The sequence below is a fragment of the Mesorhizobium sp. M2D.F.Ca.ET.226.01.1.1 genome (genome assembly GCF_004022705.2).
In the GTDB taxonomy this organism is placed as follows: domain Bacteria; phylum Pseudomonadota; class Alphaproteobacteria; order Rhizobiales; family Rhizobiaceae; genus Mesorhizobium.
This window is the reverse complement of record NZ_RZOY02000003.1, coordinates 16,840-30,936: the sequence shown is the minus strand read 5'-3', so window position 1 is coordinate 30,936 and position 14,097 is coordinate 16,840. Positions and strand designations below refer to the sequence as shown.

Genomic DNA, 14,097 nt, shown 5'->3' with positions numbered 1-14,097 from the left:
GGCGCCATGTCAGCGCCGGCCGCCCCGCAAACCTTCCTCGCCAGCATCCTGCCGTTCATGGTGATGTGCGTGGGGATGTTCATTGCGCTGCTCGATATCCAGATCGTCGCCTCCTCGCTGCAGGACATCGGCGGCGGCCTGTCGGCCGCGCAGGATCAGATCGGCTGGGTGCAGACCTCCTATCTGGTGGCGGAGATCATCGTCATCCCGCTGTCGGGCTGGCTCACCCGCGTCTTCTCGACCAGATGGCTGTTCACCATCTCGGCGGCCGGCTTCACCCTGGCCAGCATGCTTTGCGGCTTTGCCTGGAACATCGAAAGCATGATCGTGTTCCGGGCGCTGCAGGGGCTGCTCGGCGCATCGATGATCCCGACGGTGTTCACCTCGTCCTTCCATTATTTCCAGGGCTCGAGGCGCGTCTATGCCGCCGCCGTCGTCGGCAGCATCGCCTCGATCGCGCCGACGCTCGGGCCTGTCATCGGCGGCTGGATCACGGACACGTTGAACTGGCACTGGCTGTTCTACGTCAATGTCATCCCCGGGGTGGTCATCACCGTCCTCGTTGCGCTTCTGGTGAAGATCGACAAGGGCGATCTGTCGTTGCTGAAGGGCGCGGACTATATCGGCATGGCGCTGATGGCGGTCAGCCTCGGCACGGCGGAATATGTGCTGGAGGAGGGCTCGCGCTCGAACTGGTTCGATGACGCGACGATCCGCAACGGCGCCGTCGTCGCCGTGGTCACGCTGGTTCTGTTCGTTACCCGCAGCCTGACCTATGCGCAGCCGGTGGTCGACTTCCGCGCCTTCGGCAACCGCAATTTCGCGATCGGCTGTTTTCTCTCCTTCATCACCGGCATCGGCATCTTCGCCACGATCTATCTGACGCCGCTGTTCCTCGGCTATGTGCGGGGCTACAACGCGTTCGAGACGGGGTTGGCGGTGTTCTCCACCGGCGTCGCCTCGATGGTCGGGGTTCCGGTCTACATCTTCCTTGCCAAGCGCTTCGACACGCGCTGGCTGATGATGTTCGGCCTGGCGTCCTTCGGCGCCTCGATGTGGAGTTTCAGCGCCATCACCAGCCAGTGGGGCTCGGCCGAGCTTCTCCTGCCGCAGATCTTTCGCGGCTTTCCGCAGGTCTTCGCCGTCGCGCCCAGCGTCAATCTCGGGCTGGGCAGCCTGCCGCCGGAACGGCTGAAATATGCCAGCGGCCTGTTCAACACCATGCGCAATCTCGGCGGCGCGGTCGGCATCGCAATCTGCGGCGCGATCCTCAACAACCGCACCAACTTTCATTTCCTGGCGATCGCTTCGCATCTGACGCCGCAGAACGAGGCGGCCATGCGCCTGGTCGACAAGGTTGCGCAGCGCTACGGACAATTGCCCGGCGCCATCGACGACGGCCATGCCGCCGCGCTGAAGCAGCTCTGGCAGCTCGCCTATCGTGAAGCCTCGACCATGGCCTATGCCGATGCGTTCCTGGTCATCATGGCGGCTTTCGTCATCGCTACGGCGCTGGTTCCGTTCCTGCGCAACGTGACGCCGAAGGCGCCGCCTAACGCGCATTGAGCGGAACCGAAGTGACAGCGAGCGACGGCAGCATCTACCACTTCACGCTGAAGCCGACCGAGCCGCCGAAGGAATGGCTGTTGCCGAAATCCTTCAGGCTCGAGCGTGCCAGCAGCTCGCCATGGACGGCGTAGCGGTCGTCGGCTCAGCTCAGCGAACCGCCGAATCCGAGGCCGCCCCAAAGCTGCTGCGGCTTGCTGTTCAGCCTGGTGCCCGACAACGGCACCGTGGCCTTCGACCGCTCCGACAGCTACACCTTTGCCGGCGCCATTTCCGGCAGCGGCGCGGTCAGCCAGATCGGCAGCGGCACGACCATATTGACCGGCGACAGCACCTATAGCGGCGGCACGACGATCTCGGCCGCGCCGGCAACATCCTTGATAATGCAGCTTTGGTCTTCGACCAGCCGGCCGATGCCAGCTTCTCCGCCGTCATCTCCGGCACCGGCACGCTGACCAAGAGAGGCGTGGGCAACCTCAACCTCACAAGCGTAAGTGCGATGGGCGGCGCAACCACGATCGAGGCCGGCAAGCTTTCGGTCAACGGCTCCCTCGCCAACTCCGCCGTCATGGTGATACAGGATTTGCGGGCCGGACCACGCCCCCGCAACTTGGGCAGGGTAGCATTTGGTAAGCCGGGCTTTGGCGTGGAACATTAACAAATGATGGGTTCCTTGGCCCGGCCTGCGTCGCCGGCATCGGCCATGACTGCCTGGCAATGCAAGTGCCACGTTGACCGATTCCATCAGCCCCGACATCTGAACAGATGATGGCGCACGCTTTGGCGCGGGCTATCTTTCGAACGTTGAGGGATCAGGCACGCGGCGTGTGAGGTGGAATTGTGCAGTCTCTTGCAGCGACCAGAGGTTCGAAATGGGTCTTGCCGGGCGACGAGGAGCGGCAGGCGAGGTTGGAGAAGATGGCCGGGCTCAGGCGACTCCGGTCCTACGGCTCGTGGCTGTCGCTCGATCCGCACGCCCAATTTCACGACATGATCGATTGTGCGGCGTTGCTTGACGTCAGCGATGTCACGGGCGTCCGGTCCGATGCCGGCAGACTGGTTTAAGTGCACGACCGTCTGGCAGGGCAGGAGCAATCACCCCACCGATGCGGCCTTAGCGGTCGGCCACGTCAAGCACCCGGCCTGGGCGCAGCGGCGTAATGCACTCGTCGCGCCGGCTCGCTCCTACAGCCAGCCGCCTGAAAACCCGGCCCGCCGCAGGCCGGTGGTGATGGCCGGCACCTGGCGCAGCAGCCGCCACAGGAAATCCGACCGGTAATTCTCGATCATCAGCGCGATTGGCCCCTGGTTGATGCCGACATGGTCCGGCGACACCCAACCACAGGGCCGGCCGCCAGCGTCGGCGATCGTCGGATTGAAGCTTGCGGTGAAGCCGTAGGGGTTGCCGTCATGCAGGTCGATCTCGTGGAAGTAGCGCAGCGCCGGCAGCACGATCTCCGGCGCAAAGGGCAATGACGCGATCACCGCCCATGGCGATAGCGTGCCGTCATCGGGACCGAAAGGGGCGCCGCGCGCCAGGTAGGTGAAGAAGCGGCGCCCGCCGGCCCGGCTCGGCTGCAGCCCCGGGCCGTCGCTGGCCGTGATGCCCCAGCAGTTCTCGCCATAACCGGTGAAGCCCTTGGGATTGCGGATGGCATAGTCGCGCTGGAGATAGGTCGCCTGCCGGCTGTTCTCGAAATAGTCGCTGCCGACATTGCGCATGAAAGCATCGCGAATGCCGCGAAAATCGATCCAGATATGCGAGAACTGATGGATGAAGAGCGGACCGGCATAGACCATTTCGCGGCCATAGATCTTCTTCCATTTGTAGCTCGACAGCCAGGCGGCGTAGCTTTCGGGCGGCAGCGGAAAAGTCGGCGAACCCAGGCCCAGCATGTACAGGATCAGTGCCTCGTCATAGCCTTCCCAGCGATAGCGCAGGAAGCCTTTTTCGGGCCGCCAGCCATGGGTGACGGTGGCGCCGCCATTTTGCGCCCAGCGCCAGTCGGCGCGGCGGTAGAGCGCATCGGCAAGCCGGCGGATTTCCGCCTCGAATTCGTCGTCGACGTCAAAATAGGCGCCGGCCGTCAGCACCCCGGCAAGCAGAAGCGCGGTATCGATCGTGGACAGTTCGCAATTCCAGACGCGGCGTCCGGTCCGCATGTCGAGGAAATGATAATAGAAGCCCTTGTAGCCGGTGGCGTCGGGCTCCGGCCCATGCGGTGCGTTCCAGAAGAAGCGCAGCGTGGCGAGCGTCCGCTCAACCGCGGCGGCGCGCGTCATGAAACCGCGCTCTACCCCGACAGGATAGGACGACAAAGCGAGGCCGACTGCGGCTATGCTGGCGGGCGATGTGGCGGTGTTTCGGTCGGCGACCAGGCCGTTGACCGGGTTGGCCTCATTCAGGAAATAGTCGAAGGACAGACGCTGGATGTCGGAGAGAAGCTCGTCGTTCAGGGCGTGTTCGCTCGATGCATCCATGGTTGCCGATATAGACGCTTTTGCAGCGCTTCAAAGCTATCTAACCGGTCAATCATAAGTGAGGAAAACGAAGCTTGACGACGGCGTCAACCACCGCCAATTGAACTTTCGGCCACTCAGCGCACCAGCGGGCGATGGCCCTCCGGCAGGCGGGTGGCGATCAGCTTGTCGATGCGGCGGCCGTCGAGGTCGACCACTTCGAAGCGCCAGCCTTGCGCGTCGACGCACTCGCCGGTCGTCGGCAGATGATGCAGATGCGACAGCACATAGCCGGCGACGGTTTCGTAGTCCCGGTTCTCGGGCAGATCGATGCCCAGCACCTCGGCCATCTCGTCGGCCTGCATGTAGCCGGCGAGCAGCCAGGAGCCGTCCTCGCGCTTGACGGCGTTTTCTTCCTCGCCCGCCTCGAGGTCGGAGCGGAAAACGCCGGTGATGGCTTCGAGAATGTCGGCCGGTGTGACGATGCCTTCAAAATGGCCGTATTCGTCATGGACCAGAGCCATGGGAACGTCCGATTCCCTGAGCTTCTGCAGGACGTCGAGCGCATCGGCCTGGTCATGGACGATGGGGGCGGCGCGCACATGCTGGCGCGGATCCAATACCCTGCCGGCAAGAAGGGCGGCGAGCACATCGCGCGTCTGGATGACGCCGACCATGGCGTCGACATTGCCGTCACCGACAGGCAGGCGCGAGTGCTGGGTATCCATCAAAAGCTTTTTGACGGCGGTCTCGTCGGATTGCAGGTTCAGCCAGTCGACCTCGGTGCGCGGCGTCATGACGGCGCGCACGGCGCGGTCGCCGAGCCGCATGACGCCGGCAATCATGCGGCGCTCGTCGGATTCGATGGTGCCGTGATGCTCGGCCTCGGCGACCAGCATCTTGATCTCCTCGTCGGTGACCTTCTCTTCAGCCTCGCCGGCCTGGCCGAGAAGCCACAGAACGGCGCGGCCGGAGAGATCGAGCAGGAAGACGAGCGGCGCCGAGGCGGTGGCGAGGATGGTCATTGCGGGCGCGGCGCGGACCGCGACGCGCTCAGGATCGCGCAGCGCGATCTGCTTCGGCACCAACTCGCCGACGATCAGCGAGGCATAGGTGATGATGGCAACGACGATGCCGACGCCGACAGGGTCGGCGATGTTTTCACGGACGCCGGTCGTGGCCAGATATTGCGCCAGCCGCTCTCCAAGCGTCGCGCCCGAGAAGGCACCCGATAGAACGCCCACGAGCGTGATGCCGATTTGCACCGAGGACAGGAATTTGCCGGGGTTCGAGCCCAGCGCCAGCGCCCGGCCGGCGCCCCTGACGTTGCGGTCGATCATCGCCTTCAGCCGGGCCGGCCGCGACGAGACGATGGCAAGCTCCGACATTGCCAGAAGGCCGTTCACCAGGATGAGGACGGCAACGACAGCGATTTCAACATAAAGCATGGGCGGTCAATAGCATTGCTGCAGCGCATTCGAAAATAGCCCGCCGGTATTTTTGGAACATGACAATCCAGAGCGCGATGGATGGGTAGAGAAAGGACGGCCCGGGCAGGGTTGATCGGCCTGGCGGTTGGTTCGCAAGCGGGGCGGAGCTCGACCGCGCGAAGTCCCCGATGGCGGCTCATTAAAAATCAAGAGGATAGAGTGGAACCAATATCAAATGATATGGTTAGAGCTGCTTATCGGGGATTTGCCCTTTGGCGGTCGAACCAAAACACGGCCTTGTCCAGAAGCTTCTGGAGGAGACCGGCATCACCGAGGCGCAGGCGCTGGAGTTGATCTCGCTTCTGGGCTCGAATTGGTCGTCGCTGATCCGCGAGGCGAAAGCCATAAGGGACAGCCTGAAGCCACGGGGAGGGCCGCCGACCGCGTAACGGCAGCGTCGTCAGCGCTGCGGACCGACCGTCACTGCAACGTCTTCAACACGCCGATCACGGCCATGCCGTCGGTGAAATAAGGATCGCCACCGCCGTTGCGTCCCGTCCTGGTGGCGCCGATCCCCGGTATCTGGCTGGTCGATGCCAGCAAACCGGCGGCCTGCAGGTCGCCGATCAGGAAGTTGCGCTCCGCGTCGATGTCGGGGCCGATATGGTGGGTGATGGCGCCGGTATCATGGCTAAGGCCGACGCCGCGATCGAAGCTCGCCGCGCCCAGCCAGAGCGGCCGGCCGTCGTCGCCGACCGTGTCGGTCAGCCAGAAGCGGACATGGTGGCGCCGGTCCGCGCTGTCGCCGACCGGTTTCTCGAAGGCCAGGTCCTGGGCGCGGCCTTCGAACAGCAGGCGGCTCACCGGGGCGTCCGGGTAGGGGCGGGAAAACAACACGCTTTCGCCGATGTCGATCGCTGTCCTCAGCGTCACCGCATCGGCCGTGTCCCAGCCGGCGACGGCGAAAGCATGCACGACTTCCTTTTCGGTGCCGACAAGGCCGACATTGATCGGGTCGCCGGGAATGCCCTGCGGCGTATGCGTCACCATCTCGAAGGGCTTCGTGCGGAAGCCGCGCTCCCGCCATGTCCAGAATTCCGGCGCCGCGATATAGGCGAGCGCTAGATAGGAGACGCAAACAGTCGCCAGCCAGATCGCCGCACGCCGCCTCAGGCTTCGCTTACCCACAACCAGCCGCTCCCAAATCCATGCGGGACCATTTTATGTGGTGTTGGCCGTTTTGAGGTAGAGCTTGGTAAGGCCGACGCGTCGTGGATAATCACTAAGCGAGTTTGCCCTGCGATCGTCTCAAGTCAGCGGCAGGCGCGGTAGCCGCTTTTGCGGTTCTTGATGTCGAAATGGAAGTGGTTGCGGTGGTCGTAATTGTAGCCCGGGCCGAGCACCGTGGTGAAATACTCGCAGCCGTCGGCGCGCACATTGTTGAGGAAGCCGCGGGTGCGGAAGGCGAACAGGCCGGGCTTGCGCACGTCGATGTCGTCGCCATTGTTGAGCTCGATGCTCATGACGTCGAGTGCGTTGCCCTTGCCATGCTCGGACAAGACGCCTTCGCCGGCGATGTTGCGGCAGGAGTAGCTCGAGCCCTGGTGGATCGCCTTGACGCCGGAGAAATAACGCCAGCGGGCGGCGGGCTGCAGTTCGTTCTTGGTCCAGGCGGCAAAGGTGGCGGCCATGTTGCAGGTCAGCGTTGCGGCGGGCTTCATGGCGACGCTGCCGATCGCCGAGACTTTTACAGGGAAATCGATGCCGCATTGTCCCTCATGGATCGGTTGGACATCCTGATAGACGACGCCCATCCGCTTCAGCTCGTTGCGGCAGTCGATCTCGCTGGCCGGCATCTGCTCCAGAGGCGACATCGGCTCGTCCATGCGCGGATAGGCGGCCTGGGTCATGTAGGGGTTGGACGGAACGAGCCGCTGCATGCCGGAATATTGCGGCGTGTCGGGCTGCGGCACGGCTGCTGTCTGGCTACCGACATCGACGGCCGGCTGCAGCGCAAAGACATCACCGGTCGTGCAGGCCGATATCGTCGCCATGGCAATGCCCGCGGCCAGCCCTGCGATCGTGACGCGCGCACGCTTGTTCCATCGCGCCGCCAACCGCGTAGCGCCAAGTCTTCGAGCCATCGAAAGGCGTCCTTGTCCCCGAATGGCACAAGTTTAGTTGGCAAGAGTAAAGGAAAGATCAGCGCCGGCATTCATGTCTGGGGCGGAATTGCGGCGCTGTTCTTGCCGGTACGCGGCCGAAACTTCTGAGATTGTGCCTACTGGCAGAAGGTGCCCCCGTGCCGGCGCGGCTCCAGATCGAGGTGGAAATGGAGCGCGTGGTCGGGGTCGGCGCCTGGCCCAAGCACCGTCTTGAAAGGCCCGCAGGCGGCCTTGCGCACCGCGTCGAGGAATTTTCCGTCCTTTTCCGGCGGCGCCGGGCCAATCTCGATCCTCGTGCCGTCCGACAAGGTGAAGCTGGCGATGTCGAGCGCATTGCCGAAGGCGTGTTCCGACAGTTTGCGGGTGCCGTTGCGCGGGCGGCAGACAAAGGCCGAGGCCTGGTTGACTGACTTCAAATCGGCGCCGAACTCGGCCTTCGCCATAGGCTGGACGACATCGGCCATGAAGCGGGCGGTTGCCTCGGCCATCTGGCAGTTGAGCTCGGTGCCTGAACTGATGCCGATGGATTTGCCGAGTGTTTTTATGACGATAGGGTAGGGGATCGCGCAGCCGATCTCGGGATCGTGCTCGGCCTTGTGTTCCTCGAATTCGACGCCGAGCGCCTTCAGCCGCTCGCGGCATGCAGTTTCTTCCGCCGGCATCGTGTCTGCCGGCATGGCGGCGGAACGCGGATCGGGAAGCATCTTTTCCTCCTCCGCTGGCTGGGCAGGTTTTTCCGGCGGTTGCGGCGCGGTTTCAGGCGGCTCCGGCTCCAGTTCGGCGGGCTTCTGTGGCGGCGTCGGCACGACATCCGGCGTCTGTGGTTCCGATTCCGTCTGCGGCTTGGATTCAGCGCGCTTCGAACGTGGCGGACGGGCATCCCATTTCGGGTGGGACTTCTCCTGGTTGAGGAAGTCGTCATTGCTGTTCGCGCGCGGTTTGCCTTGCCCGGATTTGTCGGCGCCGTTCTCCATGTCCTCAGGACGCGATCCGGGGACCAGTCTCGGTCCAAGCGTTTCCGCTGCTGGAGCGGCACTCTGGCTTGTCGGTGGCAGATGTCCCTTATGCCGATGATGATGCTTGGCCATGGCCGGCGTAGCCAGCAGGGCCGCGGCCGCCAAAGGCAGCGCCAGCCTGCAAAGTCGTGAAAAGCTCAGCGTTGCCATCGCCCCGAAACGGCGGTCGCGCTGCGAGGTTGCCTGCTTCACCCGCCTTGCCGATCACAATCGGTTACCGGCGCGTTACGCGCCGATGGCTTCAAGGCCTTCCTCCAGCCAATCGGCAAGCATCGGCAGGCCGAGCAGATACTTGGCCGCGCGCTTCCTGGGCCGTTCCCTGGCAGCCGCCACCGCATCCGCCCATTCCGACGCGTCATAGTCGCCGCGCCCGACCCAGGCGAGCGCGATCAGCTCGGCTGCTTCGTCGATGTTGAGATCGTTGATCAGCTCGCGGAATTCTTCCTCGGTGAGATCTTCCGAAGCTTCCTCGACGAGGCCGTCATGGTGATGAATGGCATGAACGTCGCCGTCGAACTCGACCTCGTGCTCGGCCCCGTCGTCATAGTCCTCGTTGACGGCGGCGCTCAGCGCCTTGGCCTTGAGAACGAACAGGCGCACCGTGTCCGGGTCGATGGAAAGCTCCCATTCTTTCTCGAGGCGCTGCTGCACGGTCCTTCTCCACGTGATGCGCTTGGCGCCGATGATAGCGGATTTGCAGCGCGCGTCACACCTGCAGGTAAATGCTTCTTTCCGGCCGCTGAAAATAGTTCGGCATCCGCCCGCATTTCGGGATGAAACCGCATCGAGGCGGCGTTAGTGTGCCATTGTCACGCTTACGGAGGCTTCGATGCGCAGACGATTGCTTGTTCAGGTCATGGCCATTGCGGCGCTGCCGCTGTTCGTGGCACCAGCTTTTGCCGCGGGTGAAGGTGGCGGTAGCGGCCAAACCACTACCCAATGCAAGAAGGGCGAGGTCTGGGACAAGAAGAAGAACAAATGCGTAAAGCCGCAATATGGCATGCTGGATGACGACAGCATCTACGAGGCGGGCCATGATCTGGCGATGGCAGGGCGTTATGACGAGGCGATCTCCGTGCTGACGCTCGCCGCCAACAAGCAGGATCCGCGCATCCTCAACTATCTCGGTTACTCGCATCGCCATTCGGGCCGCGTCACCGTCGGCCTTGGCTATTACGAGGAAGCGCTGCGCATCGACCCGAACTACACGCTGGTGCGCGAATATCTCGGCGAGGCGCATCTGCAGATCGGCGACCTCGCCGGCGCTCAGGAACAGCTCAAGGAAATCGAAAAGCGGACCGGCACGGGCTCGCGCGAATACGGCATGCTGTCCGAGCAGATCGATCATTTCCTGAGGAGCTGATAGAGCTCCGACACTGTTCAACCGGCTGCGAGCCATCGCAGCCGGTTTTTTGTTGTCCGCCGCCGGCCAAGGGCTCGCGAAAGCGGTGATCAATTTGCCGAACTTCATTTTTGGGCGTGAAAATCGCGCAAAGATCGCTATATTCAGGCAAATTGTGGTGAAACGGTTCCGTTAGCCCGAGGCTGCCGGACCGTTTTCTTTTTGTACCATTGACAAGGCTGCTCCCGAAAAACGGGGGTGGCGGCAGGAAAGGTCAGGCATATGATCAAGGTCCCGATGACAGGCGAGGGGTTCGCGTCATTGAAGGAAGAACTTCGCTGGCGTCAGCAGGAGGAGCGTCCTCGTATCATCGAGGCGATCTCCGAAGCGCGCTCGCATGGCGACCTGTCGGAAAATGCCGAATATCACGCGGCCAAGGAATCGCAGAGCCACAATGAAGGCCGCATCAACGAGCTCGAGGACCTGATCGCGCGCGCCGAGGTCATCGACGTCTCCAAGCTTTCCGGCGACAAGGTGAAGTTCGGCGCGACCGTCGTGCTCGTTGACGAGGACACCGAGGAAAAGAAGACCTACCAGATCGTCGGCGACCAGGAGGCGGACGTGAAGTCCGGCCGCATCTCGATCTCCTCGCCGATCGCGCGTGCGCTGATCGGCAAGGAAGTCGGCGACGCCATCGAGGTCAATGCCCCGGGCGGCGCCCGCGGGTATGAGATCGTCCAGGTGCAGTTTATCTAAAGGTATTGAAAGCCATGGCTTCAGCCTTGGCTTCAATTTCCAAACGCCGGCGCTGCCCCTCATCTGGTTGCCGCCATCTTCTCTCCGTAAACGGGGAGAAGGACGCTCTCATTGATGATTTCGCTAATCGCCAACGGTGGGGGAAGGGCGCCAAAGGCGCAGCATCTCCCTTCTTCCAATCCCTATACGGGGAGAAGGCGCCGGCAGGTGGATGAGGGACGGCGCCAGCCTTTCCATTTGAATTGATTGAATAATCAGCGTTCGGCGGCTAGCTTGTCGAGTGCCTGGCGTTCGAGCAGCCGTTCCGCCTCCGTCACGACCTCAGCCGGCGTTACCCTGCCGCCCGCAGGCGCAAGTAGGGTCGATGCAAACGGCCCGCGCGGGCCGGTGAGGCCAGGTTCTGTCGCCAGGAAGACGGCAACCGTCGGCAGGCCGAACGCGCTGGCGAGATGGGTGAGGCCGGTGTCGGCGCCGATGACGAGCGCCGAACGGCCGAGGATCGCGGCGATATCCGCAAGCGGCGATTTCGCAACCAGCACCGTCCTTGGCACGGCTTCGGCAATGGCTTCCGCCACTTTCCTTTCCGGCTCATTCGACCAGGTGACGACCGGCGTGAAGTGCCGGTCGGCCAGTTCGCGCGCGGTCTCGATCCAGCTCTCGATCGGCCATTTCTTGTCTTCGCGGCTGGTGCCATGCAGCAGGAAGGCTGTTTTGCCTTCAACGCCAGCCAGGCCGCCCGCCGGCGGCACGATGCCGGACCCGAGCACAGACAGGTCGGGCTGGTAGCCAAGCGCCAGGCCGAACAGCCGCCTGGTGCGCTCGATGGCATGCAGGTCGCGCGGCACGGCGTATTTGCGCCGATAAAACAGCGTCGCCGAGGGCTCGCGGGCGCTTGGCCGATCGAAGCCGGCGATCGGCGCGCCGGCCTGGATAGCGACCAGCGCCGACTTCAACAAGCCTTGCGCGTCGACGACGAGATCGTAGCGGGAGGCGCGAAGCGCTTTGCGCAGCCCCGCCATCTCTCGCCATGTGCCGCTGTCGAAAAGCGCCTTGCGCCAGCGCCGAACCGCCACCTTGTGGATCGCTCCGATCGCCGGATGCAGCGCCACGATCCCGCCAAACGGCTCCTCCACGCACCAGTCGAAGCTGATATCGGGGCGATTGCGGATCGCGTCCTCGACGGCGGGAAACGTATGAATGACATCGCCCATCGACGACGTCTTGACGATCAGCACCTTCATGCGGCGGCCGGAACCTTGAGCAGCCGATCAGCCGCGGCGGAGACGCGCGCGACATCGAGCGTCATCAGGCAGTTGAGATGCCCGAGCGGACAGACCTTCTTGTGGCAGGGCGAGCAGGACAGATGCAGCCAGACCAGTTCGGAGCGCTCGCTGAGCGGCGGCGTGTTCTCCGGCGAGGTCGAACCATAGACGGCCACGATCGGCGTGCCGACGGCGGCAGCGACATGCATCAGCCCGCTGTCGTTCGACACCGCGAGCTTCGCCGCGGCGATCAGGTCGATGGCATCTTCCAGCCGCGTCTTGCCGGCAAGGTCGATGGCGCCCGGCGCGAGCGCGGCGATCTCGCCGGTCACGTCGGCGTCGTTCTTCGAGCCGAGGAGCGCAACGCTGAAGCCCTTTGCCATCATGTCTCGGGCAAGCCCGGCATAGTGATCGCTCGGCCAGCGCTTTGCCGGGCCGAATTCGGCGCCGGGCATGAGCGCCACGAATTTCTTGCCTGTCAGCCCGAACCGCGCCAGCAAATCGGCCTGGTTAGCCTTGTCGACGATAAGCTTCGGCGCGCGAAACGTGCCGCCGCGCGCGAGTCCGAAATAGGCGCGCGCCGTGCGCCGCTTCAGCGCTTCGGGCAGCGGCACGACGTCGGTCAGCAGGCCGTAGCGCATCTCGCGCAGATTGCCGACACGATGCGGGATGCGGGCAAAGAACGGGATCAGCGCCGATTTCCAGCTTCCCGGCAGCACATAGGCCATGTCGTAGCGGCCGCGCAGCAGGCGGCCGAAACGCCTGCGGCTGCGGAATTCGAGCGCCCCCGGCATCAGCGGAAAGTCGATCTGACTGCGTATCTCGGGCATGCGTTTGACCAAAGGTGCGGCCCAGGCCGGCGCCAGCACATCGATCGCCGCATGCGGATGTTGTTCCTTCAGCGCCGCAAACAGGCACTGCGCCATGACCATGTCGCCCACCCAGCGTGGGCCGATCACGAGGATCGTTGGGCCTTGAGCCATTCGACATAGTCCCTGACGCCGGTTTCGACGGTGCGGAATTGGCCATTGTAGCCGGCCGCGCGCAAGCGGGACATATCAGCCTGCGTGAAACTCTGGTAGCTCCCCTTGAGATGATCGGGGAAGGGGATGAATTCAATCTCCCCCTTGCCCAGCGTGTCGATCACCGTCTCGGCGATGGCGCGGAACGGCTGGGCGCGACCGGTGCCGCAGTTGAAGATGCCGCTCAAGCCGCGTTTCCACAGCCACAGATTGACTTCCGCCACGTCGCCAACATGGATGAAATCGCGGCTCTGCTCGCCGGGACCGAAGTCGCCATAGGCGCCGAAGAGTTTCGGGTTTTCGCCGCGCTCGACCTGGTTGAACAAATGGAAGGCGACCGAGGCCATGGCGCCCTTATGCGCCTCGCGCGGCCCGTAGACGTTGAAGTAACGCAGTCCGACGACCTGCGAATAATCGGTGTCGAAGACGTTGCGGCGGACGTAATCGTCGAACAGCTTCTTCGAATAGGCATAGACGTTGAGCGGACGCTCGAAGTCGGGCTCCTCGCGAAACTCGCTGCCGCCGCCATAGACCGAAGCCGACGAGGCATAGAGGAAGGGCAGGCGCAGCTTCAGGCAGGCATGCAGGAGCCGCTTCGAATAGGCGTAGTTCACCTCCATCATGAACTTGCCGTTCCACTCAGTGGTGGTCGAGCAGGCACCCTGATGGAACACTGCCTCGAGCCGGCCGAGCGAGCCGCCCTCGATCCGTGCGAGAAAATCGTCCTTGTCGAGATAGTCGGCGATCCTGAGATCAGCCAGGTTGGCGATCTTGTGGCCATCGGTCAGATCGTCGACGACGACGATGTCATCATGGCCCTCGGCGTTGAGCGCGGCGACAATATTGGAGCCGATCATGCCGGCGCCGCCCGTGACGATGATCATTCTTTCTTCAGCCTTGCTCCGTTGCCGATTCCGGCCCTTATAGGGGAGGTGGGCTGGACTGTCGATAAAGCTCGCCGGCCGCGGCTACGACGAATGTAGGGATAGATCGGCGGAAGGGCTTTCGGGATAAGCTGCCTGCGAGCACCGCGGCGAGGGGCCGGGGTGCCGGTCCTTGCCCGTGGTGCAACCATGAC

17 protein-coding genes are annotated in these 14,097 nt (G+C 63.5%); 8 read left to right on the top strand and 9 right to left on the bottom strand.

Annotated features, from left to right (window positions below):
• Positions 1-6 precede the first annotated feature (6 nt).
• The 5 genes from EN869_RS07545 to EN869_RS07530 all read left to right on the top strand — a co-directional run bounded on the left by EN869_RS07545 (position 7) and on the right by EN869_RS07530 (position 2,631).
• On the top strand, positions 7-1,566 hold the full coding sequence (locus EN869_RS07545; RefSeq protein WP_127225951.1) for a DHA2 family efflux MFS transporter permease subunit: 1,560 nt from the start codon (positions 7-9) through the stop codon (positions 1,564-1,566).
• 11 nt (positions 1,567-1,577) lie between these two features.
• Entirely contained in the window at positions 1,578-1,700 is a 123-nt protein-coding gene (locus tag EN869_RS35465) for a hypothetical protein (RefSeq protein WP_281015791.1), read from the top strand.
• A 60-nt stretch (positions 1,701-1,760) separates the two neighbouring features.
• A complete protein-coding gene (locus tag EN869_RS07540) occupies positions 1,761-2,021 on the top strand; it encodes an autotransporter-associated beta strand repeat-containing protein (protein ID WP_127225952.1) in 261 nt (86 codons plus the stop codon).
• The gene (locus tag EN869_RS07535) at positions 1,958-2,224 is read left to right on the top strand and encodes a hypothetical protein (RefSeq protein WP_167498485.1); all 267 of its coding nucleotides are present in this window, start codon (positions 1,958-1,960) and stop codon (positions 2,222-2,224) included. The genes EN869_RS07540 and EN869_RS07535 overlap by 64 nt, the downstream gene beginning before the upstream one ends.
• A 221-nt stretch (positions 2,225-2,445) precedes the next feature.
• On the top strand, positions 2,446-2,631 hold the full coding sequence (locus EN869_RS07530) for a hypothetical protein (protein ID WP_127225954.1): 186 nt from the start codon (positions 2,446-2,448) through the stop codon (positions 2,629-2,631).
• A gap of 120 nt (positions 2,632-2,751) precedes the next feature.
• Here EN869_RS07530 and EN869_RS07525 read toward each other — a convergent pair whose 3' ends face one another.
• Both EN869_RS07525 and EN869_RS07520 read right to left on the bottom strand, forming a co-directional pair.
• Complete coding sequence (locus EN869_RS07525; RefSeq protein WP_127225955.1) at positions 2,752-4,047, bottom strand: glucoamylase family protein; 1,296 nt, start codon at positions 4,045-4,047, stop codon at positions 2,752-2,754.
• Between the two features lie 116 nt (positions 4,048-4,163).
• Complete coding sequence (locus EN869_RS07520) at positions 4,164-5,474, bottom strand: hemolysin family protein (RefSeq protein WP_127225956.1); 1,311 nt, start codon at positions 5,472-5,474, stop codon at positions 4,164-4,166.
• A 254-nt stretch (positions 5,475-5,728) separates the two neighbouring features.
• Between EN869_RS07520 and EN869_RS34330 the strand changes: the two genes are divergently transcribed.
• The gene (locus tag EN869_RS34330) at positions 5,729-5,905 is read left to right on the top strand and encodes a hypothetical protein (RefSeq protein WP_167498487.1); all 177 of its coding nucleotides are present in this window, start codon (positions 5,729-5,731) and stop codon (positions 5,903-5,905) included.
• A 31-nt stretch (positions 5,906-5,936) separates the two neighbouring features.
• On the opposite strand, the gene EN869_RS07515 is transcribed toward EN869_RS34330, so the two are convergent.
• The 4 genes from EN869_RS07515 to EN869_RS07500 form a co-directional block, all read right to left on the bottom strand.
• The gene (locus tag EN869_RS07515) at positions 5,937-6,644 is read right to left on the bottom strand and encodes an LssY C-terminal domain-containing protein (RefSeq protein WP_127225957.1); all 708 of its coding nucleotides are present in this window, start codon (positions 6,642-6,644) and stop codon (positions 5,937-5,939) included.
• A gap of 125 nt (positions 6,645-6,769) precedes the next feature.
• Positions 6,770-7,600 (bottom strand): extensin family protein, encoded by an 831-nt coding sequence (locus tag EN869_RS07510; RefSeq protein WP_127225958.1) that lies wholly within the window; start codon positions 7,598-7,600, stop codon positions 6,770-6,772.
• A gap of 137 nt (positions 7,601-7,737) precedes the next feature.
• Positions 7,738-8,829 (bottom strand): extensin family protein, encoded by a 1,092-nt coding sequence (locus tag EN869_RS07505; RefSeq protein WP_245489386.1) that lies wholly within the window; start codon positions 8,827-8,829, stop codon positions 7,738-7,740.
• A 33-nt stretch (positions 8,830-8,862) separates the two neighbouring features.
• Positions 8,863-9,288 (bottom strand): DUF3775 domain-containing protein, encoded by a 426-nt coding sequence (locus tag EN869_RS07500; protein WP_127225959.1) that lies wholly within the window; start codon positions 9,286-9,288, stop codon positions 8,863-8,865.
• 178 nt (positions 9,289-9,466) lie between these two features.
• On the opposite strand from EN869_RS07500, the gene EN869_RS07495 reads away from it, so the two are divergent.
• Entirely contained in the window at positions 9,467-10,000 is a 534-nt protein-coding gene (locus EN869_RS07495; protein ID WP_126081704.1) for a tetratricopeptide repeat protein, read from the top strand.
• A gap of 261 nt (positions 10,001-10,261) precedes the next feature.
• Entirely contained in the window at positions 10,262-10,735 is a 474-nt protein-coding gene (gene greA, locus EN869_RS07490; protein WP_027168132.1) for a transcription elongation factor GreA, read from the top strand.
• A gap of 254 nt (positions 10,736-10,989) precedes the next feature.
• On the opposite strand, the gene waaC is transcribed toward greA, so the two are convergent.
• From waaC to rfaD, 3 genes are read right to left on the bottom strand one after another with little or no spacing between them, the layout of a single operon-like run.
• Complete coding sequence (gene waaC, locus EN869_RS07485) at positions 10,990-11,976, bottom strand: lipopolysaccharide heptosyltransferase I (RefSeq protein ID WP_127225960.1); 987 nt, start codon at positions 11,974-11,976, stop codon at positions 10,990-10,992.
• Positions 11,973-12,980 (bottom strand): lipopolysaccharide heptosyltransferase II, encoded by a 1,008-nt coding sequence (gene waaF / locus EN869_RS07480; RefSeq protein WP_127225961.1) that lies wholly within the window; start codon positions 12,978-12,980, stop codon positions 11,973-11,975. Before waaF ends, waaC begins: the two co-directional genes overlap by 4 nt.
• Entirely contained in the window at positions 12,953-13,903 is a 951-nt protein-coding gene (rfaD, locus tag EN869_RS07475) for an ADP-glyceromanno-heptose 6-epimerase (protein WP_127225962.1), read from the bottom strand. The genes waaF and rfaD overlap by 28 nt, the downstream gene beginning before the upstream one ends.
• Positions 13,904-14,097: the final 194 nt, after the last annotated feature.

Excerpts from the sequence above, each read along its gene's own strand:
- waaF (WP_127225961.1), bottom strand. The coding sequence starts at position 12,980 with ATGGCTCAAGGCCCAACGATCCTCGTGATCGGCCCACGCTGGGTGGGC.
- EN869_RS07525 (WP_127225955.1), bottom strand. The coding sequence starts at position 4,047 with ATGGATGCATCGAGCGAACACGCCCTGAACGACGAGCTTCTCTCCGAC.
- EN869_RS07520 (WP_127225956.1), bottom strand. The coding sequence starts at position 5,474 with ATGCTTTATGTTGAAATCGCTGTCGTTGCCGTCCTCATCCTGGTGAAC.
- greA (WP_027168132.1), top strand. The coding sequence starts at position 10,262 with ATGATCAAGGTCCCGATGACAGGCGAGGGGTTCGCGTCATTGAAGGAA.
- EN869_RS07510 (WP_127225958.1), bottom strand. The coding sequence starts at position 7,600 with ATGGCTCGAAGACTTGGCGCTACGCGGTTGGCGGCGCGATGGAACAAG.
- EN869_RS07495 (WP_126081704.1), top strand. The coding sequence starts at position 9,467 with ATGCGCAGACGATTGCTTGTTCAGGTCATGGCCATTGCGGCGCTGCCG.
- EN869_RS07545 (WP_127225951.1), top strand. The coding sequence starts at position 7 with ATGTCAGCGCCGGCCGCCCCGCAAACCTTCCTCGCCAGCATCCTGCCG.
- rfaD (WP_127225962.1), bottom strand. The coding sequence starts at position 13,903 with ATGATCATCGTCACGGGCGGCGCCGGCATGATCGGCTCCAATATTGTC.
- waaC (WP_127225960.1), bottom strand. The coding sequence starts at position 11,976 with ATGAAGGTGCTGATCGTCAAGACGTCGTCGATGGGCGATGTCATTCAT.